The sequence below is a fragment of the Bacillus sp. MM09(2025) genome, from assembly GCF_050496725.1.
Taxonomy (GTDB): domain Bacteria; phylum Bacillota; class Bacilli; order Bacillales; family Bacillaceae; genus Bacillus; species Bacillus pumilus.
The window spans coordinates 18054-38653 of record NZ_JBNWEN010000001.1; the positions used below are offsets into that span (position 1 = coordinate 18054).

Genomic DNA, 20600 nt, shown 5'->3' on the forward strand with positions numbered 1-20600 from the left:
ACAAAAGTGAACATGGAGATAGAAAGAACACTCATGTGATGAGGAGGAAAAATAAATGAAAAAGCTATGCAGGGAAGTCTGGATCGAAGTCAATCTTGATGCGATTAAAAGAAATATCGAAGCCATTCAAGCGCATATTCCAAGGAAAAGTAAGATCATGGCTGTTGTGAAGGCGAATGCTTATGGACATGGCTCGGTGGAGGTAGCTCGGCAGGCACTGGAAAGCGGTGCGACGGAGCTTGCAGTTGCTAGCTTGGAGGAAGGCATTGTGCTGCGAAGAGCAAAAATTGAAGCGCCGATTTTGGTTCTTGGGTTTACTCCGCTCGATTGTGTGAAAAGGGCTGCGGCCTGGAGAATTGATCTATCTGGCCTTCGTGAAGACTGGATTGTTGAAGCAAATGAGATCTTAGCAGAAGAAGAAAGTCAGCGCCGGCTTGGGATACATGTCAATGTCGATACAGGGATGGGGCGACTAGGTGTACGGACGAAGGAAGAGCTGTTAGGAGTAGTGGAAGCCCTTGAAAAGAGTGAAAACCTTAGCTGGGACGGAATTTTTACGCATTTCTCCACTGCGGATGAGCCTGACCCTGATTTCACGCTGCTGCAGCACAGTATTTTTATTGATTTTCTTCGCTTTTTGAAAAAACAAGGAATTAAGCTGCCGACCGTACATATGAACAATACAGCGGCTGCCATCGCGTTTCCTGAATTTAGCGCCGATATGATTCGGCTGGGCATCGGACTTTATGGACTGTATCCCTCGCAATACATTGAAAGCTTAGACGCTGTTCAGCTAGAGCCGGCTCTCAGTTTAAAAGCGAGAATTGCGTTCGTGAAGGAAATGGTAACAAAGCCAAGGACCGTCAGCTATGGGGCAACGTATGTAGCAAAGCCTGATGAAGTCATTGCCACCATACCAATCGGTTACGCAGATGGGTACTCACGTGCTTTATCAAATCGGGGATTTATGCTTTTCCGTGGAGAACGAATGCCGATTGCTGGCCGAGTCACAATGGATATGACGATGATCAGTTTAGGAGAAATGAAAGCAAAGCAAGGCGAGGAAGTCGTCATTTACGGACGTCAAAAGGGCGGAGAAATTTCTGTCGATGAAATCGCTGAAATGCTCAATACAATCAACTACGAAGTTATCGCCACCCTAAGCCGCCGCGTCCCAAGATTTTATCGTCGAGGCGGGAAGATTATTAAAATATCGACGCCGGTGATGTATGTGTGAAGGTAAATAACAGGAAATGCTGATTCTAGTATACAATGATAAAAATTAAATTTTATTACAAATATGTCGATAAGAGGAGGGATATTTAAGATATGGAGGAAAAAAATGATGAAAAAAGGATTATTTCTAGTGCTTTTGACCATTTTTATGATGGTCACAATTCATCCGTTAAAAGCTGATGCAGCTGAGGCAAATGGCTGGACGAAGCGAGCGGATTTACCGGAAGAGAGACTTCATTCAAGTTCCGTAGTAGTAGATGGGAAGATTTTTGTTTTTGGGGGAAGTAGTGAAAAATCACATAGTAATAAAAATACCTACATGTATGATCCTGACAAAAATGAGTGGAGTTCAAAAGCTGAAATGCCAAGAGAAAGAACAGATAGTGCGGCAGTGGCGATAGGGAAAAAAATATATGTCATTGGAGGAGCATATCAAGATAGCACAAAAACAATTGATATTTATGATGTAGAATCCGATACATGGTCAGAAACACCAATTAATATACCAAACCTAGCTGTGACAAAAGGTGATATAAGCGCGAGTGTTGTAAATGATAAGATTTATATTCTTGCAACGAATAAAAGTCCTTATCAAGAACATAATTTTTATAGTTATGATACAAAAACGGATACATGGCAACAATTGAAAATGTTTCCTCAGCAATTTACTGGTATGTCTATGTCAGAAGTTATTAACAACAAAATTTATGTCACAGGTGGAGAAAGAACAGTTAGTAATCTCCATAATGCCCAAGTATATGAATATAACATTGAAACAAATCAATGGGTACAAACGAAATCAAAGTTGAATTTTTATCAACTAGGGGCTGCATTTACGACATATCAGGGGAAATTGTTTATGGCTGGAGGTCAGTATGACGACAGATCCAGTCTATTATCACCATACACACAGTTTTATGATGCTAAAACGAATTCTGTGAAAAGAAGCTCGATCAATTTACCTGAAGCTAGAGTAGGTTCAAGTGCTGTAACGATTGAGGATACCATATATATCATAGGTGGACGAAATTTCAAGCAAGATTATCATTCAAAATCGATTAAAAGTGATTACAAATCAGTAATCTCTATCTCATTAAAAGACCTGCAAATTGCTGAAGGTGAAACAAAGCCAGACGATGGTTCAGCAGAAGAACCAAAAGATCAGGACGGGACAAAGCCAGGTGATGGCACAGAAGAAGAACCAAAAGATCAGGACGGGACAAAGCCAGGTGATGGCACAGAAGAAGAACCAAAAGATCAGGACGGAACAAAGCCAGGTGATGGCACAACCGAAGAACCGAAAGATCAGGATGGAACAAAGCCAGGCGATGGCACAACCGAAGAACCAAAGGATCAAGATGGAACAAAGCCAGGTGAAGAAGTAACAAAAGGTATACTTTCAATTACCATGATAAACGGGTTGCAAAAGGATTATTTGCTTTCAATGAAAGAAATTAACGATTTTCTAAACTGGTATAAAGAGAGAAGTTTTGGAATTGGGATGAACTTCTATGAAATCAATGATGAGCATAATAAAGGGCCTTTTACAAGTAAGAAGGATTATGTGGTGTACCAAAATATCTTAATGTTTGATATCAAGCAATACTGATATTCATAAAACGATAAAGCTAACTGATGATAGATCAGCAGCTTTTGTTTTTATAGAATTGTTCAAATTAGGATCAACGTCATGAAAAAATACGATATTTTTTTAAAAATCTGCTAAACATCCTATAACTATGTCCGATAATAGAATTGTCAGGGTTGATAAGCCCTAGAACAAAGGACTTTTTTCAGACAAGGACGTCTGTCAGGTCCCACATACATGGAGGTAATAGGAAATGAGAATTAACCACAATATCGCAGCACTTAACACATTGAACCGTTTATCTGCAAACAACAGTGCTAGCCAAAAGAACATGGAGAAACTTTCTTCTGGTCTTAAAATCAACCGTGCAGGAGATGACGCAGCAGGTCTAGCAATCTCTGAAAAAATGCGTGGACAAATCCGCGGCTTAGAAATGGCTTCTAAAAACTCACAAGATGGTATCTCTCTTATCCAAACAGCTGAGGGTGCATTGACTGAAACTCACTCAATCCTTCAACGTGTTCGTGAATTAACAGTTCAAGCGGGTAACACTGGTACTCAAGATGCAACAACAGATCTTAAAGCTATCCAAGATGAAATTGATAACCTTCTTGATGAGGTAGATGGAATTTCTGAACGTACAGCATTCAACGGTAAAAACCTTCTTGATGGTACTCAAACTGATGGATTTACTTTCCAAATTGGTGCTAACAAAACACAACAGCTGACAGTTCAAATTAGTGACATGAGTACTGCTGCTACTGGTCTTGATATGTTGAAAGCTGATTATGTTGTAACAACTGCTACAACAGCTAATACAGATGCTCTATTAGACAAAGTAGATGCTGCAATCAATAAAGTATCTTCTGAGCGTGGTAAACTTGGTGCGGTTCAAAACCGTCTAGAGCACACAATCAACAACCTTGGTGCATCTTCTGAAAACTTAACAGCTGCTGAGTCTCGTATCCGTGACGTTGACATGGCGAAAGAAATGAGTGAGTTCACAAAGAACAACATTCTTTCTCAAGCGTCTCAAGCAATGCTTGCACAAGCGAACCAACAGCCACAAAACGTACTTCAATTACTACGTTAATGAAGAGCCCCTTTTATGGGGCTTTTTTTATGCTGTTTTTTCTTCGCATTTTCTCCAGTCTTATGATTCTTAAATCCCTCTGACAAATCATGAAAAATGACCTTTAAATTTGGCATACTCTAGCGAAACGATCATAACGAATGAGACTTTCACCTCATTTATCCCTTTTTTGTTAAACAAATTCCATTAAAGTTCGATAAATGGATTGTAAGGCTTACAAAAAAATTCTAATTTAGAACTTTTGGACAAGGATGTTCAATTGGTTCAAACACATGGAGGTCATGAAACATGAGAATTAACCACAATATCGCAGCACTTAACACACTGAACCGTTTGTCTGCAAACAATGGAGCAGGGCAAAAGAACATGGAGAAGCTTTCTTCTGGTCTTCGTATCAACCGTGCAGGAGATGACGCAGCAGGTCTAGCCATTTCTGAAAAAATGCGTGGACAAATCCGCGGATTAGAAATGGCATCTAAAAACGCACAAGATGGTATCTCTCTTATCCAAACGGCTGAAGGTGCATTAACTGAAACACATGCGATCCTTCAACGTATGCGTGAACTAACTGTTCAAGCGGGTAACGTTGGGACTCAACAAACAGAAGATTTAACAGCTATTCAAGAAGAGCTCACGGCTTTGGTAGATGAAATTGATGGGATTTCTCAGCGTACAGCATTTAACGGAAAAAATCTGTTGGATGGTAGCGTTGAAGATGGATTCCAATTTCAAATTGGCGCTAACATTGAGCAAAATATCAACGTTCAGATCGGCAAAATGGACGCTGAAACCTTGACTGTCAAAGATATTAAAGTAAATGAAGATGGTTTTGACTTTGACGTTGAAGTAGCAAAAATTGATGAAGCCATCGGCGCAGTATCTAAACAGCGTTCAGCACTTGGAGCCGTCCAAAACCGCCTAGAGCACACAATCAACAACCTTGGTGCTTCTGCTGAAAACTTAACGGCTGCTGAGTCTCGTATTCGTGACGTTGACATGGCGAAAGAAATGAGTGAGTTCACAAAGAACAACATTCTTTCTCAAGCGTCTCAAGCGATGCTAGCACAAGCCAACCAACAGCCACAAAACGTACTTCAATTATTACGTTAATCAAAAAGCCCCATAAAGGGGCTTTTTTTGTTTCAATTGAATGACAGTAGTTGCTGTAAACGAAAGTCAGGAACCGCTTCATGGAAAAAAGCCCGATTGCGTTCATCGTCCTCTTGATTCCACTGACTCCACCATTCAGCCGTTTCGCCAGAAGTGTCGGCTTGAATCATGTCATGCAGCTGTTCTAAGTTGATGATGTCTCTTGGTTCTGTTAAGAAAGAATGCATTCGGTGATACTCCTCAAGACGTTCAGGCTGTTTTGTTACTATGGCGTATTGTACGTAGCGATTTAAAAATCCTTGTACGAACGTCAAATGGGGAATGGTTGTTTCTCCTTTTAATTCAACGCCTTCCCACGCCATATCAGCAATCGCACAAAGCCACCAGCCAAGTTCATTGGCATGCTGCATTTGTTGTAATGTGTCCTTTTCAAAAGATAGCCGCTTATTTTTTTGTGCTTGTTTGAGCATACGCTCAAGAACTTGTGCTTCGAGTGCGGCCTTTGTCATTCCTTGCCCGTGAATAGGGTCTAATGTACACAAGGCATCGCCCATCACCAATAATCCAGTTGGCCATTCGTGCATTTGTTCATAGTGATGTCTTACGCAAGAAGGGACTCTAAACCCTTTTGGTTTAGTATAGGGCGTTAAATGAGTGATGGCATCTGCTATTGCGGGATGCGCGAGTGCAGCTGTTTCTGAATCAAATTGATCAGCATCCGTTGTTGGATAATGTGATCCGCCAGCTGCAGAGAGAAGAACAGCTACTAAATCATGATCTACGCGTTCAAACAGTCCTGTTGGAATTTGCCTGTCTGGCTGACCCACGACGACCATTGATTGCTGGTATGGCGCTTCTGGTGGTATTTTGTAATATCTAGTGCTGTAACCGAGTGACACACTTAATTCATCTGTCTGCGGTAAGGTTAGTCCAGCATCTTTCAGCCATTTTGGCAATTTAGACATTCTTCCAGATGTATCGATCACTAAGTCTGCTTTCATTTCAAAAATGCGTCCTGGCTTTTGATGCCGATCTTTTACGACCAGTCCGATAACTTGATTCGTTCCCTCTTTCAACTGAAGTGAGAGGGCTTCATGTTTTTCTAAACATTGCACCCGTCCCTCATTTAACATTCTTTGCATTAGCACCCACTCTAGCATGGCACGTCTTGTAACGGCTGTTTCTTCTGTATCAGTAAGCGTTAATTCACCATCTTTTGTGATAAATCGAGAGGTTTGTTGCCATGTATTAAATCCGCCCATTGTCAGTAACTCTTTTGTATAGCCAGGGAATAGACGTTCAATGATTTGCTTGCCTAGTGGCAGCATTCTATGTGGATGAAAAGCTTGAGGAGTGCCGAGACGATTCTTAGGAGAGTCTGGCGTTTCGTCCTTTTCGATAATAAAAACTTGATGATAAAACGTTGATAAAACTTTTGCAGCGAGTATTCCCGTCATACCGCCGCCAATGACGATCGCCCGCTCATATGTCATAGGTTGTCTCACAACATGCGCCTCCAATGAATATATATATAATGATTACATGACCATTTCATCATATGTTGATGCTTAAATTATAGCAAATTTACGTTTTGTTGAATATAGAGAGGGAATTTCCCTCTTTTTACTCATACATATGAGAAATAACTTTCATCATCATTATTTTTAAAAAATAACTATTATTTTAAGAAAAGCGGCCGATAAATAATATAAGGGGGTAGAGAAATTGGATATACTACAGAGTATAGTGACAGCAGCACCTTATATGATGCAGATTTTAAAAAATGAAGTGACGATGGGTGTCATTGACCGAGAGAAATTTTTGCTGTATTTGCCATCGAAAGATGTTGATTTTCAAATTCGAGCTGGTGAACGTATTAAACCAGATGATCTGAATATGAAAAAAGCGCTGAGAGGTGAGACATCGAGTATGTTTGTGCCTGAATCAGTATATGGAGTACCTTTAAATGCAATGGGATTGCCCATTTTTGATGAAAACGGGCAAGTGATTGGTGCCCTCGCTTTAGGATTTCCGCTCAAAAATCAAATAGAGCTTGAAGCGTATATGGATTCATTGAATGACATTATTCAAAGTATTCAAGAAAAGGTGCACGTGGTGGCGGCGCATTCAGAGGAGCTTTCTGCTACAAGTGAGGAGATGACCTTACAAACGCAGCAAACTCTTGAAAGCTCGAAACAAACAGCTGATATTACAAAAATGATTAAAGGCATCTCGAAACAAACGAGTTTGCTAGGATTGAATGCGTCAATTGAAGCGGCCAGGGCAGGAAAAGAAGGAGCAGGTTTTAGTGTTGTAGCAAGTGAGGTTCAAAAGCTTTCAAGTGAAACTTCACGTGCAACAGAAAACATCGAAAGCTCATTACAAGGAATTTCCTCCAATATACATACATTACTTGAAAGTATGGACCATATGAAAGGTTCTTCATCAGAACAGGCTTCACTTGTGACGGAATTTAGCGAAATTGTTGATCGATTGACAACGGTTAGTACAGATATGAAGAAATTTATGCAAACCGTCATGGCAACGTAAAAAACGAATCCAAGAGGATTCGTTTTTTGTATGTCGTTATTTTCTCTTGTTCTGATCAAAGCGATAATCGTAGGTGTCGCCTTTCACCACATTTAAAAACTCATGTCCAATTTGAACAAGCTGTCCGTTTTTCCATTTGATGAGAGGGTCCTTATCAGGGTATTTCCAGTAAATCGTTTTCTTGCGATGGGTCAGTTTGTTTTCAATTTCTGCTCTGACTGCGTTTTCCTTTAGCTTTCCTCCGCTATGCTGATAGGTGTTGATGATATACATTCCGTCAGGTGAGGACATCGAGCGGATGAATGTTCCGTGAGACACGCCTTGAAGAGAGAAGCATTTCCAATAAATAATGCCAGCGAAGCTAAGGAGTAAGATGATAAGAGTGAGGGTGGTTTTCTTTTTTAACATGAATTCCTCCAGATGTAGATCACAATATTTCTAATTTATGAGAGAGAATACAAAAAGATTCATATAGTCCAAAAGTTCTATTCGTTTCAATTATCGGTCATTTTTTCTCAAAATTCAACAGAATGCCGTAAAAGTAAGGAAAATTTAAGGAAGAATTCAAGTGGTATATTTGATTCGAAACCTCTTTACAAAAGAATGAGGGATCAGTAGACTTATGCTCATATAAAGAAATGGAGCAGATGACATGAGGCAAATTATCGATACGTATCAAAATTATGAAGAGCTCTCCGCTCATGAAAGAAAAGGGATTGATTATCAAATTCTTCACGAGCGAAAAGGTGACCAGCTGCTAGTTTTGTCTCCTCATGCTGGAGGAATTGAATCAGGCGTGAGTGAGCTTGTTCATGAAATTTCTAGTGACTATTCTATGTATTTATTTGAAGGCCTTAAAGTAAAAGGCAATCATGTGCTTCATATTACAAGTACACGCTTTGATGAGCCGCTTTGCCTTTCAGAGGTGCATACCCATCATTATACGTTTGCACTTCATGGCTACGGAGAAACAGAGGTGCTTCAAACGTTAGTGGGAGGTACGGACAGAGAAAGAGCGGCAGAAACTGTGAAGCGTTTAACGCAAAATGGCTTTCAAGCATTGCTGCTAGCCGAATCTGATCGTTTTTCTGGAACGCATCCTGATAATATCAATAACAAATGTCTGACAGGAAAAAGTGTACAACTTGAAATTAGTCAGGCGCAAAGAAGAGCATTCTTTCAAGACTTTAGGCGTCAATACCGGCGAGATACACAAACTGAACAATTTTATCGGTACACAAATGTACTCAAACAAGTATTAGCCCTTTATGAATAAACTTTTATGCGATGATTTACGTTTGATAAACAGCTTCTTTTTCAGCGACTCTTTCTGCTTTCATTAAATAAGACGTAAACTCCTGCTGAAAGCGAATACCTGCTTTTCGCTGTTCGAATAAGGCAAGCCGCTTTTCAGCAAAAGTCCAAGTGACATGAAACGTTTGAGCAATATGAAAAATGGCTTGCTGCCGAAGGGGTGGAAGCTTCATTTTCATCAGCATAAAGGTTGGAACACAAAAGTGATACATGAATTGTTTTGCCTGAAACTCCTGCAATTCTCGAAAGAGTTTGTTCATTTTAAAATGATTTCCTGTATGCTTTAGCACATGACAAAGCTCGTGGGCAAAATCCTGCCACTGTTCTTCAGGTGATAGGGATCTGTTTAAGATAATACTGTAAAGACCTTGATGCTGGATCATCATGCTGCCAGTCTCCTCGTAATGGACCCATACGCGAAATTCAGAAGCGATCCTTTGCATCTCTCTATAAGCAGGACCGCTTATTTGTAATTGAGCATATAAACGCTTAATATCTTCTTCTAAATGGGTTAAAAAACCAGTCATTTGAAAACCTCCATACAAACGTATGTTCTATTCTTAACGTAAAAGAAAAGTCCATATAGGACTAAATAGCTAAATGAGCTATTACTTACTTTTATTATCGGTTTATTTTTAACAATTTTAACATAAAATCAAGGAAAAATGGAATTAATTCCTGTTTTTTTCTGTATTTTTGCACGTTTCACGACTAAAAAGAGTGAATTGAATTCAAATTTTACCATAGTCGTCTCATGAAAACAAACAAGTATTGTCTTACGAATGCCACCGATTGATGAGAAAGATCAATTCAATCTAGCAAAAGGGAGTGCAGTACATGGTACAAATTTATCAAGATTTTATTCCAGTTGGAAACGGAAACCGCCCAGGGTATGCGATGACACCGGAGTATGTAACGGTGCATAACACAGCAAACACGTCAAAGGGAGCGGATGCGAAAAGTCATGCGGCCTATGTAAAAAGCCCAACGACAGAGGTGAGCTGGCACTTTACAGTGGATGATCATGAAATCTTTCAGCATCTGCCGGTAAATGAAAATGGTTGGCATGCAGGGGATGGTCATGGGAATGGTAACCGGAAGTCGATCGGAATTGAAATTTGTGAGAATGTAGATGGGAATTTTCAGCAAGCGGTCAAACATGCACAATGGCTCATTCAAAAGCTGTTAAAAGAACATCACATTCCGCTAGCAAATGTGGTCACACATCAGTACTGGTCAGGAAAAGCATGTCCACGCCAGCTTCTATCTACTTGGAATGAATTTAAAAAAGGGATTGAAACAGCAGAAGATCCTGAGGCGGTCATCACATATGTCGTGAAAAGCGGGGATACGTTAACGAGTATTGCGAAAGCTCATGGGGTCACAGTTCAAGATTTACAGAAGTGGAATGACATTAGTGATCCGAATAAGATTCAAATTGGACAAGTTCTCAAAATTTATCGTAACGATGCAAAGAGCTTGTATGAGCTGCCAGATGGGGTTTTAAAGGTGACTTCTCCATTGACAAAGGGAGAGCACGTACGCCTCGTCCAGCAGGCGCTTGCTGCTGTTTATTTTTATCCTGATAAAGCAGCTGCAAATAAAGGAATAGACGGAGTTTACGGAGAAAAAACGGCGAACGCCGTAGCGCGTTTTCAGCTGGTAAATGGTCTGACAAGTGATGGGGTATACGGACCTAAAACGAAGGAAAAGCTTCTGAAGCTGTTAAATCAGTGAGTGTTTCTGTTTGGATGATTGGATGACTGCTTCACTTTGCTCATTTAATCGACGCATATAAGGCGACGACTTAAATTCAGCAAACTGAACATATCTCAATTGTTTGATTTTCTTTTTCATTTATTGGCACCTCAATCGTTGCAGCGTATAGATTATTGTATGCAAGTCTATGTAAAAATGGAAGCAGGACGCGGATTTTGTTCCGCGTCCTTTAGTGTAATCAAGCCCTTTTATTTTTATACTCATCCAATAGCTGTTCATTCTTTTTAAAAATACGCTCTGTATGGGGGCTTACCTTGTAATCCGCCATACTGATATGTTGCTTTTTCTTTAAAATCTTAAAAGGGTTTTTCTTGCGATTGTTGTTATCCCCTTGAAGTGCGTGGTCCATCTTCATCACCTTCCTCTTCGTCAGGCAAGATTAGGTCATAAATTGTTGTAAGTGACGTCATTAATAAATAGTCGAACTCAGTGACAATATCATCAGAGGTGAGCTTAATGACGAAGTGATCATCTGCTACAGAAAACGGGATGAGCACCAATTTGCCGAAATCATCGTAATAGACTTCCTGCCTGTCAAGCTTCGCCTGAATAAGAGCTCGCTGGTCAAGTGTCCGGAGCAGGTCATCTTTTTGTTCCTGCGTATCGTAAGGACAAAGAACCGCTTGAATATTCATCTTGTCGGCAAAAGAATAAATGAGCCGTTCAATTCCCTCTATATATGCCTCTACACTTCCATAATATACATGAATCGGTTCGTTTTTCAATAGGTATTGGTACGTTTTTAGTTTATTGAGGTAAGAATGAAGTAGATCGTTATTTTGTTCTAGGAGTTGGTGGGTGTCGGTTTCTAGTTCGTGATTTCCGAGTTTTTTAATATAGGAGCTGAGAAAGATGAATGCATCGGTTAATGCGAAAAAAACGGCAATAATCAAGTAGTGCATCCAATCGGTGAAGATTGAAGAAGGATCATTTGTCCAGTACACAACAGCACCAGCTACATAAATCCAATACCACGTTTTACGAATGGCAAACATCTTTTCTTTTACTTTTTGTTCAAAACGCCATACGGCAAATACATATACAGCAAGGGCACCCAGCAATAACCACACGGTCAATTGAAAAAATAATAGCATGATTTTCTCTCCCATAGACAGATGGATACTTACTTTATTTCTATGGATATGATTGGAAACCCTGCTTCATGAAAAAATGGCTTGTAGGAAAAGGGTGCAGACAAATAAAAAAAGACCTGTCAGACAGGTCTTTGATATTAGATAATCGCATTTAACACAAAGTATATAAGAGCCCCGAGAGTTCCTGAAATCGGTAATGTAATTACCCAAGTGACAAGCATACGTTTTGCCGTACCCCAGTTTACCCCTTTTACTCTGTGTGCAGAACCTACACCTAGAATAGAAGATGAGATCACGTGAGTGGTACTAACAGGTAAGTGAATAAATGTCGCACCGAAGATAATAGCTGCACCCGTTAAATCGGCAGATACTCCGTTTACTGGACGAATTTTCATAATTTTACCGCCGACTGTTTTAATAATCTTCCAGCCGCCAATAGACGTACCTAGTCCCATTGCAAGCGCACAAGAGAATTGTACCCAGAAAGGAATATCGTCTGTTGTATGCAAATTCCCTGCAATTAAAGCCATCGTAATAATTCCCATCGCTTTTTGCGCATCGTTTGTTCCGTGGGTATACGATTGTAGTGCTGCAGTTAAAATTTGAACACGACGGAATTGTTTATTTGTTTTTGCGAGATTGTGGTTTCTAAATATAAATTTGACAATGGTGTACACGATATATCCTAATACGAAAGCTAGGATAGGTGAAAGCAACAGTGCTTGAATGATTTTAATGAACCCCGAATAGTTTAAAGCGCCAAAACCAGCAGAGGCAATAACAGCTCCTGCAATTGATCCGATCAGTGCATGCGAAGAACTACTCGGAATCCCGTAATACCAAGTAAGCAAGTTCCAAGTAATGGCCGCAATTAAAGCAGCCAAAATGACGACAGAACCGTTTTGAAGTGTAAAAGGATCTGCGATGTCTTTTGTAATGGACTTTGCCACACCTGTAAATGTCATTGCTCCTAAGAAGTTCATAAACGCTGCCATAATAATAGCATGTCTAGGCTTTAACGCCTTTGTTGAAACCGAAGTGGCAATGGCATTTGCTGTATCGTGGAATCCGTTGATGAAATCAAAAGCAAGTGCACAAATGACAATAAATATGGTAAGGATGAGTAATGTGTCCATGTTTAACTAACCCCGTTACGCATTCTTCATTATGATTGTTTCTAGATTGTTGGCAACACTTTGACAGGAATCGGCAATTTCTTCAAGTGTTTCGTAAATTTCTTTGTATTGAATGACCTTGATTGGATCCGTTTCTTTTCCAAACAAGTTCTTGAGTGATTTACGATAAAGATTGTCACAATTGTGCTCGATCTCTTTGATTTTGATTGCGTGTGGTTGAATATCTTTTAAGCGATTTTCAGCCAGTAAATCGATTGTAATTAAGATTTCCTTCGCACATTCTCTGATGTAGTGGCTGAATTTGTCGATATGTTCGTCAGAGCTTGTCATTGAATAAATTTCCATTGTGGCTGAAAAATGCTCAATTCCATCTAAAACATCGTCGAGGCTATTCGTCAATTGAAGAATGTCTTCACGTTCAATCGGTGTAATAAAGGCTTTGTTCAGCTCTTTAATCATAGTATGAACATGATTATCACCTTTTGTCTCATATTCCTTCAATGTGTCAGAAAATTCTTTCAGAGTGGTTTGATTTGTTACTTTATAGCTAACAAAATACTCAGCAGTTTCATCTAAATTTTTAGCAATTTCCGTTAACAAGACGGAAAACTTGTCTTTTTTCCTTTTTAACATGTAAAAACCCTCCATTGTATAAATGAGACAATGCACACATCAAATAATTATATATTCTTTTGTCGAAAAAAAACAGGTGTAGTCGAAAATTTCTTCACTTTTTCTATTTGATCTTATTCTGACCTAAAGATGTGTTCTCATCACACCTTTTTCAGAAAGGAGAAAAGAAATGAAAAAAGCGGTCCTTTTTTGGCGCCGCTTAAAGCTTAAGAAGCTGAATAAACAAGTTTAAATCGCTCGCAAACGAGGAGCATGTCTTCTTTAAATTCTAATCCGTACGGTTTGAGTGATTCTGTGAAAAATGCTTCATGGGCTCTGTACCAATAGTGATAAGAAAGATCGCCTTCACCTTCTGCTTGGGCAAATGATTCTGGAACTTCATTCATTGGCATGACATCTACATGCGTGATCTCTATGATGGCTTTTGGTTCGTCATGGCTGTCCAAAATGACCGCATATTGCCCTGCCTTTGGAAGCGGCTCCTGTTCCTTTTCGTAAAAAAGATGTCCAGAACATGTCGCTGTTTTTTTCCCTTGCAGAACAAGGTCAAGTAAATGATCTGGGTCTGCTCCAAATGCCCAAGCGGAAACAGATGCGTCAATTGGTGCGCTTTCTGATTTTTCTTTCCAATATGTTTCCCAAAATAAAGTGCTTTTTTGATTCATCATTCTTCCCCCTTTGCGATGCGTTTATTATACCGCGAAATCAAAAACATGAAAGGATAGTGTCTTTATCCCTACTTAGTACGTGTGTCATATGTTTTGAAAATCCGCTTTACATTTGATGAATATAGGATGATAGAATGAAAATTTTAGAAATTTTAGAATAATCTATTGTATTCTGGTCAAGAAGTCGGTATGGTCAAAGTAAGAATATGGAAGGGGTGTTGTGTATGAAACGCATTTCTCTGACTATTTTGTCCATATGTCTGTTGGTTTTCTCGTTTTTTCTGCCTGTCGGTCAGGTCACTGCAAACGAAACTCATGGGAATAAAGTAGCTGTTGGGAAAGATGGCATGGTGGCTACTGCCCATCCGCTCGCATCAGAAGTGGGTGCAGATGTATTAAAGAAAGGTGGAAACGCTGTTGACGCTGCTGTTGCCATCCAGTACGCACTGAATGTGACAGAGCCAATGATGTCTGGAATTGGTGGCGGAGGATTTATGATGGTTTATGATGGGAAGACAAAAGAAACATCCATCATCAATAGTCGAGAAAGAGCACCACAAGGCGCAACACCTGACATGTTTTTAACAGATGAGGGGAAAGCCATCCCGTTTGCTGAGCGATCCACACATGGTAATGCTGTTGGTGTTCCAGGGACTGTGAAAGGTCTTGAGGCGGCATTAGATAAGTGGGGAACCCGCTCGATGAAGGAATTGATTAAGCCTTCCATCCAGCTTGCAGAGGATGGATTTGAAATCGATTCTGTCTTGGCAAAAGCCATTGATGATCATCAAGGAAAATTGAAAAAAACGGCTGCAGCGCCCATCTTTCTTCCAAATGATCAGCCGCTCAAAGAAGGAGACCTCCTAGTTCAGCCAGGCCTTGCAAAAACATTTAAGCTCATTGCGAAAAAAGGAAGCAAAGCATTTTATGAAGGAAAAGTAGCAAAGGCACTTGCAAATACAGTCCAAGATTTTGGCGGGACAATGACAACTGATGACATTGGTCGTTATGAGGTCGAGACTGACAAGCCTATCTGGGGAGACTATAAAGGATACCAGCTTGCAAGTATGCCTCCACCAAGCTCAGGCGGGGTGTTTATGCTGCAAATGCTCAAAATACTTGACCACTTTAACCTATCTCAATATGACCCCAAATCATTCGAAAAATATCAACTACTTGCTGAAACGATGCATCTCTCCTATGCAGACCGTGCTGCATATGCCGGTGACCCCGAGTTCGTAGATGTTCCACTAAAAGGACTATTAGACGATGATTACATTTCAGAAAGAGCCTCTCTTATTCAATTAGACAAAAAGAATCTTAACCCGAAAGAAGGAGATCCGTGGGCGTATGAGGATGAAAAAAATCCATCTCCTATTGTACCGCAGCCTGAAGATAAAACCATTGGTGAGACCACACATTTTACTGTTGCTGATCAGTGGGGAAATGTTGTGTCGTTCACGACAACCATTGAACAGTTATTTGGTACAGGGATTCTCGTCCCGGAATATGGTTTCTTCTTAAACAATGAACTAACAGATTTTGATGCAATACCAGGCGGAGCAAATGAAGTTCAGCCGAATAAACGACCGTTGTCCAGTATGACACCGACCATCATTTTTAAAGATAATGAGCCTGTCATGACAGTAGGTTCACCGGGAGGAACAACCATCATTGCTTCTGTTTCACAAACTATTTTGAATTTGCTTGAATATGAGATGGAGCTTGAGGATGCAGTTGAAGAACCAAGAATTTATACAAACAGTCCAACTTCTTATCGTTATGAAGTAGGTGTCCCTCTCGATGTGAGAACAAAGCTTAATGATATGGGGCATCGTTTCGGCAATTCGCCTATTGATATAGGAAATGTTCAAGCGCTACTCATTGATCGAAAAGCAGGAACCTTTACTGGTGTGGCTGATTCCTCGAGAAACGGAACTGCCGTTGGCGTCAATTTAAAGCTCTCTGCCCAATAAGAACATTTCCCGGGAAAAGAAGCGCCTCTTGAGGATGGCGTTTCTTTTTTTATTTATATAAAAAAAACATCGGATCAGAGAGCCGAAGACGCCTTGGCCATTTGAAGTACAGGACTGTAATGTATTTCAATGGCTAAGGGTCTTTTTGCGTATGAATGACAAAGTTGTTGCTCACAACAAAGATCAAGTACTGAGTGATTAGAAGAAGTCACATTTAATAAGAAGTAGAGCAGAGTTGATGAAAGATGCAGAAAAGATTGCATCTCAGCGTGTAGACAAACCCTCGCATTGGTGTCAGTCCTGCGCGTCGGTACTCACGAATGTCAATTCGCTCCATTCCGGTGCTCGTCCTTCCTAGACTGCAAAGGTTTTCTATCACGCTGAAAAGAAGACAAAGGGCTAAAATAAAAATCATTTTAGCCCTTTGTCAACAATCTGAGAGGCAGAAAAGACTGCATCTTTTTTTATAAAATTTTTCCTAGGAACATTGACTTATAATTTAGAATATTATAATATCTTCACAAAGGTAACAACATTGAACATTTTCAATGATGTATATTTGTAAGCGCTTTATAAAAGGTTCTATTCTAAAATGTTCTTTCTTTTTGTTACATGTGTTCACATTTATACCAAATGAAAGGGGTGGTTGTTTGAACAACTTGTTTGAGTTAGATGAACAACTGATCAAGCTGCAGTACGATGCATCTTCGAGAGAGGAGGTGACCACATATTTAGCAGAGCAATTAGAAGCAGGAGGATATATTAAGTCGAGCTTTTTACCAGCGGTGCTTGAAAGAGAAAAAACATATCCTACAGGCCTTCCACTTGCGACCTTTGGGGTAGCAATTCCACATACAGATCCTGAGCATGTGAACAAACCGGCGATTAGTGTAGCCACTCTAAAGGAACCTGTTATGTTTCACAAGATGGGGAGCCCTGATGAAACTGTGCTGGCCAAAATTGTGTTCGTCCTAGCAATCTCTGAACCTAGTAAGCAGCTTGTGATGTTAGAGAAGCTCATGACACTTTTTAGAAAAGAAGAGGTGATGACGAAGCTGTCTGACATGACGTCGTATGAAGAAGCGGTTGCTTTGCTTCAGAAAGAATTAAACCAATAGCCTTTCTCAAAAGAATGTAAGCGCTTTATTTAAAAAATCCAGGAGGTGGATGTATGATCAAGCAAGCTGTCGATTTTATATTAGACCTTGGACCAACTATTATGCTCCCGATTATTATGACGCTTTTCGGTATGATTTTAAGGCAAGGCTTTAAGAAATCCTTCCGAGCCGGTATTACGATCGGAATTGGGTTTGTCGGTGTCAACCTTGTCATTAATTTGCTTGTGAGCGGCCTTGGGCCAGCAGCAAAAGCCATGGTTACTTCCCTTGGGCTAAAGCTCGATATTTTGGATGTTGGATGGCCGATTGGAGCTGCTATATCCTTTGGAACACCCGTTGCCCCTTTGATGATTCCTCTTGTGCTTTTGTTAAATGTCATCTTATTGTCCGTTAATTTTACGAAAACACTGAATGTGGATATTTGGAACTTCTGGCATTTGATTTTCGCAGCCTCTGTGACTTACTACGCTTATCATAATATGTTCTTGGCACTTGCTGTTGGTTTGATCGTCTCTGCTATCACACTTAAATTAGCCGATTGGACGGCACCGACAATCGAACACCACTTTGGATTGAAAGGCGTATCGATGGCTCATGCTGAAACGGTCAACTTTGCGCCGCTTATGTATGCGTCTAACCGCATCATTGACAAGATCCCTGGTTTAAACAAAATTCATGCTGATCCAGAAACATTGAAGAAACGTTTTGGCATTTTTGGCGAACCACTTGTGATGGGTCTCATACTTGGTATCATTATTGGTCTTTTAGGTGGATATGATGCGAAAGGCGTCATGACGCTTGGTATTCAAATGGCAGCAGTTCTTGTGCTAATGCCAAGAATGGTTGCGTTATTAATGGAAGGTCTTATTCCAATCTCTGAGGGCGCTCGTTCTTATATTCAAAAGCGCTTCCCTGGAAAAAATGTCTATATTGGTTTAGATACAGCGATTGTGATTGGTCATCCGGCAAATATGGCGGTAGCCCTTCTTATGGTGCCGATTACGATTCTACTTGCGGTCGTTCTGCCTTACAATGGCATGCTGCCGTTTGCTGACTTATCAGTTCTGCCGTTTACAGTTGTATGGGCAGTAGCAGCCGCTCGTGGAAATATTATTCGCGGTCTTATTAACAGTATTTTTACATTAATGATTGTCTTCTTTATCGCAACGAATCTCGCACCGCTTGCGACAACAATGGGGAAAGCAGTCGGATTTGACTTCCCAGAAGGAGCCAATATGATTTCAGGTATTGACCTTGGTTCCCACGTCATTCCTTGGATCATGGTGAGACTTCTTGATCCGAGCAATCCATACTTTATTGCAGCCATCATCTGTGCTTTGGCTTATGCGCTTCTATGGTACTGGGTGCGAAATGATATTAGAAAGCAGTATGCGAAAGAAATGGGCTTAGATCAGAAAGATCAATAAACGAGCTGGAGGGATTCTTATGGCAAAGAAAATATTGGTTTCATGCGGAACAGCGGTTGCAACATCAACGGTTGTTGCTAAAAAGGTCGAAGAGACGTTAAAGGAAAAAGGATACGATGTTGTGGTGGAACAGTGCAAGGCATCTGAAGTCCCGCAAAAAGCGGAGGGCGCCGATTTAATCGTAACGACAACACCAGTGAGTGATACGAAAGGAACGCCTGTGATTCAAACATTATCCTTTTTAACCGGATTTGGCATTGAAGATGATATTGAAAAAATCATCGATCATATTAAGTAAACAATCATTCCATGGAGGAGCTTTCCCGGCTCCTTCTAAGTATCTGAAAGGAGGACGTCTCATGCAGCATCATGCTTACAGCCGAACGTCTGCAGTGTTGTCTATTTTTCTTCCAGCCGTACTCATCTGTCTGTTTTTCCTTTGGTCTCTTTATACGTTAATGTCAGCAGGGCCTGAACCGTTAGCTGTGTTAGGCGTTTATACGCTGCCTATCCTCATGCTTTCTAGTATCACTGGACTGAACCAGCCGACAAACGTCATCATTAGTGAAGATAAACTCAAAATCGGAGCGTTTGGCAGATGGCACACATATGCGGTCTCTGATATTAAAGGAAAGCTTTTTATTAAGCCATACCCTCATATCGGAAAAGTCTATGTCAGGGTGGGCCCATCTCGTATATTCGGAGGACGTTACTGGATATCCAGTGAGATGAGTGAGTACAAGCAGCTTGTGCAAACGTTGCAGGGTTTTGCGAAAGGTGATGAAAAGGAGGATGCAGCTACATGAAATCAGCTGTCTTTTATTCTTCAGAGGACATTCGGTATGAGAAGCGGAACCGGCCTGCGATAAGTGAGGATGAAGTTCTATTAAGGATGCGTGCCTGCGGCTTATGCGGCACAGATATTTACAAAGCAACACATGAGACGGTACCTCCAGGAACGGTACTAGGGCACGAAATCGCTGGTGATATTGTTGAAACCGGAAAGCATGTGACAAATATAAAAACGGGAGACAGGGTTTATGTTGCGCACCATGTGCCTTGCTTTACCTGTGACTTTTGTCAAAGGGGATTTTATACAATGTGTTCGCAGTTTGCAGCCACTAATGTAGAGCCAGGCGGGTTTTCAGAGTATATCCGCGTACCTGCATTACATGTCAAGCACACAATGGGCAAGCTCCCAAATGACGTCTCATATGAGCAAGGGGCGATGGTGGAGCCAGTCGCCTGCTGCCTGCACGGTTTTGAACGTGCACCTGTTCATCCAGGAGATTCTGTACTGATCCTTGGAGCGGGGCAAATTGGCTGCATTCAACTACAGCTTGCCAAACATTACTTGGCTGGGAAAGTGATGATAACGGATGTGAATGAGAACCGGCTGCTGCAAGCGAGAAATTTAGGGGCAGACGTCGCTTTTCATCCAGCCTCTGAGCCGGTGGAAGACCGGGTCATGAGAGAAACAAATGGAAAGGGAGCAGACCTCGTCATTATTTCTGTTGGGAGTAGTGCGCTTTTAAAAGAAGCGTTTCAAGCAGTAGCGAGAGGCGGAACGATTTTAGTATTTGCTCATTTCCCAAAGGGAGACGTCTCCATTCAGGCTGATCGATTTTTCCATGATGAAGTGAAAGTAGTAGGAGCCTATTCCTCGCATCCTTATCACTACCTCGAAGCCCTTGAACTTCTAAGAGCTAAAGTGGTCAACACAGAAAAGATGGTGACGCATCGTTATCCGTTAAGTCAGCTGCTTCAGGCGATAGAATGCGCAAGGCACCCTGAAGGTGAGAGTGTCAAAATCATGATGTATCCAGATGAATGAGAACGTAAGGGATTGGAAGAGAAAGAGAAGTTCTTTAGAAAAGG

General features: G+C 40.8%; 22 protein-coding genes. 13 read left to right on the plus strand and 9 right to left on the minus strand.

The genetic code is table 11. The annotated features are described in order from the left end of the window. Positions 1-55: 55 nt before the first annotated feature. From alr to hag (ACQYAC_RS00125), 4 genes are all read left to right on the plus strand, one after another. Positions 56-1237 carry an alanine racemase gene (gene alr, locus ACQYAC_RS00110; protein ID WP_429942514.1) on the plus strand — a complete coding sequence of 394 codons (1182 nt, stop codon included), beginning with the start codon at positions 56-58 and terminating at the stop codon, positions 1235-1237. A gap of 108 nt (positions 1238-1345) precedes the next feature. Continuing rightward, complete coding sequence (locus ACQYAC_RS00115; protein WP_429942515.1) at positions 1346-2845, plus strand: Kelch repeat-containing protein; 1500 nt, start codon at positions 1346-1348, stop codon at positions 2843-2845. Between the two features lie 232 nt (positions 2846-3077). Beyond that, positions 3078-3917, plus strand: coding sequence for a flagellin Hag (gene hag / locus ACQYAC_RS00120; RefSeq protein ID WP_106049058.1), 840 nt, complete (start codon positions 3078-3080; stop codon positions 3915-3917). 288 nt (positions 3918-4205) lie between these two features. Beyond that, positions 4206-5027: a flagellin Hag gene (hag, locus tag ACQYAC_RS00125; protein WP_044141245.1), complete on the plus strand. Its 822-nt coding sequence runs from the start codon at positions 4206-4208 to the stop codon at positions 5025-5027. A gap of 32 nt (positions 5028-5059) precedes the next feature. Here hag (ACQYAC_RS00125) and ACQYAC_RS00130 read toward each other — a convergent pair whose 3' ends face one another. Then, entirely contained in the window at positions 5060-6532 is a 1473-nt protein-coding gene (locus tag ACQYAC_RS00130; RefSeq protein ID WP_429942516.1) for an NAD(P)/FAD-dependent oxidoreductase, read from the minus strand. A gap of 220 nt (positions 6533-6752) precedes the next feature. Here ACQYAC_RS00130 and ACQYAC_RS00135 point away from each other — a divergent pair, with 220 nt between their 5' ends. After that, positions 6753-7577, plus strand: a complete 825-nt coding sequence (locus tag ACQYAC_RS00135; protein WP_429942517.1) for a methyl-accepting chemotaxis protein — start codon at positions 6753-6755, stop codon at positions 7575-7577. Positions 7578-7613: 36 nt separating this feature from the next. Here the strand turns inward: ACQYAC_RS00135 and ACQYAC_RS00140 are convergent, their stop codons facing one another. Continuing rightward, positions 7614-7985, minus strand: a complete 372-nt coding sequence (locus tag ACQYAC_RS00140) for a DUF5412 domain-containing protein (protein ID WP_058014230.1) — start codon at positions 7983-7985, stop codon at positions 7614-7616. Between the two features lie 244 nt (positions 7986-8229). Between ACQYAC_RS00140 and ACQYAC_RS00145 the strand changes: the two genes are divergently transcribed. Further along, positions 8230-8853, plus strand: a complete 624-nt coding sequence (locus tag ACQYAC_RS00145; RefSeq protein ID WP_429942518.1) for a poly-gamma-glutamate hydrolase family protein — start codon at positions 8230-8232, stop codon at positions 8851-8853. 16 nt (positions 8854-8869) lie between these two features. Here the strand turns inward: ACQYAC_RS00145 and ACQYAC_RS00150 are convergent, their stop codons facing one another. Then, positions 8870-9418: an ImmA/IrrE family metallo-endopeptidase gene (locus ACQYAC_RS00150; protein ID WP_058014228.1), complete on the minus strand. Its 549-nt coding sequence runs from the start codon at positions 9416-9418 to the stop codon at positions 8870-8872. A gap of 310 nt (positions 9419-9728) precedes the next feature. Here ACQYAC_RS00150 and ACQYAC_RS00155 point away from each other — a divergent pair, with 310 nt between their 5' ends. Beyond that, positions 9729-10628 carry an N-acetylmuramoyl-L-alanine amidase gene (locus ACQYAC_RS00155; protein ID WP_429942519.1) on the plus strand — a complete coding sequence of 300 codons (900 nt, stop codon included), beginning with the start codon at positions 9729-9731 and terminating at the stop codon, positions 10626-10628. Here the strand turns inward: ACQYAC_RS00155 and ACQYAC_RS00160 are convergent. The 6 genes from ACQYAC_RS00160 to ACQYAC_RS00185 form a co-directional block, all read right to left on the minus strand. Continuing rightward, positions 10617-10748, minus strand: a complete 132-nt coding sequence (locus tag ACQYAC_RS00160) for a hypothetical protein (protein WP_260850301.1) — start codon at positions 10746-10748, stop codon at positions 10617-10619. The genes ACQYAC_RS00155 and ACQYAC_RS00160 overlap by 12 nt on opposite strands. 100 nt (positions 10749-10848) lie before the next feature. Then, on the minus strand, positions 10849-11025 hold the full coding sequence (locus ACQYAC_RS00165) for a type II toxin-antitoxin system SpoIISB family antitoxin (protein WP_080984789.1): 177 nt from the start codon (positions 11023-11025) through the stop codon (positions 10849-10851). Next, complete coding sequence (locus ACQYAC_RS00170) at positions 10994-11764, minus strand: type II toxin-antitoxin system SpoIISA family toxin (RefSeq protein ID WP_003211137.1); 771 nt, start codon at positions 11762-11764, stop codon at positions 10994-10996. The genes ACQYAC_RS00165 and ACQYAC_RS00170 overlap by 32 nt, the downstream gene beginning before the upstream one ends. 137 nt (positions 11765-11901) lie before the next feature. Next, positions 11902-12900: an inorganic phosphate transporter gene (locus ACQYAC_RS00175; RefSeq protein ID WP_058014225.1), complete on the minus strand. Its 999-nt coding sequence runs from the start codon at positions 12898-12900 to the stop codon at positions 11902-11904. A 15-nt stretch (positions 12901-12915) separates the two neighbouring features. After that, on the minus strand, positions 12916-13533 hold the full coding sequence (locus tag ACQYAC_RS00180; protein WP_003212390.1) for a DUF47 domain-containing protein: 618 nt from the start codon (positions 13531-13533) through the stop codon (positions 12916-12918). 206 nt (positions 13534-13739) lie between these two features. Beyond that, positions 13740-14198 carry an ASCH domain-containing protein gene (locus tag ACQYAC_RS00185; RefSeq protein WP_058014224.1) on the minus strand — a complete coding sequence of 153 codons (459 nt, stop codon included), beginning with the start codon at positions 14196-14198 and terminating at the stop codon, positions 13740-13742. A 227-nt stretch (positions 14199-14425) separates the two neighbouring features. Between ACQYAC_RS00185 and ggt the strand changes: the two genes are divergently transcribed. The 6 genes from ggt (at position 14426) to ACQYAC_RS00215 (ending at position 20556) form a co-directional block, all read left to right on the plus strand. Beyond that, positions 14426-16177, plus strand: a complete 1752-nt coding sequence (ggt, locus tag ACQYAC_RS00190) for a gamma-glutamyltransferase (protein ID WP_429942520.1) — start codon at positions 14426-14428, stop codon at positions 16175-16177. Between the two features lie 650 nt (positions 16178-16827). Further along, entirely contained in the window at positions 16828-17295 is a 468-nt protein-coding gene (locus ACQYAC_RS00195; protein ID WP_058014222.1) for a PTS sugar transporter subunit IIA, read from the plus strand. A gap of 53 nt (positions 17296-17348) precedes the next feature. Continuing rightward, positions 17349-18722: a PTS galactitol transporter subunit IIC gene (locus ACQYAC_RS00200; protein WP_058014221.1), complete on the plus strand. Its 1374-nt coding sequence runs from the start codon at positions 17349-17351 to the stop codon at positions 18720-18722. A gap of 19 nt (positions 18723-18741) precedes the next feature. Further along, positions 18742-19020 carry a PTS sugar transporter subunit IIB gene (locus ACQYAC_RS00205; protein WP_003212259.1) on the plus strand — a complete coding sequence of 93 codons (279 nt, stop codon included), beginning with the start codon at positions 18742-18744 and terminating at the stop codon, positions 19018-19020. Positions 19021-19081: 61 nt separating this feature from the next. Further along, positions 19082-19528: a hypothetical protein gene (locus ACQYAC_RS00210; protein ID WP_429942521.1), complete on the plus strand. Its 447-nt coding sequence runs from the start codon at positions 19082-19084 to the stop codon at positions 19526-19528. Next, positions 19525-20556, plus strand: coding sequence for an alcohol dehydrogenase catalytic domain-containing protein (locus ACQYAC_RS00215; RefSeq protein WP_429942522.1), 1032 nt, complete (start codon positions 19525-19527; stop codon positions 20554-20556). The genes ACQYAC_RS00210 and ACQYAC_RS00215 overlap by 4 nt, the downstream gene beginning before the upstream one ends. Positions 20557-20600 lie beyond the last annotated feature (44 nt).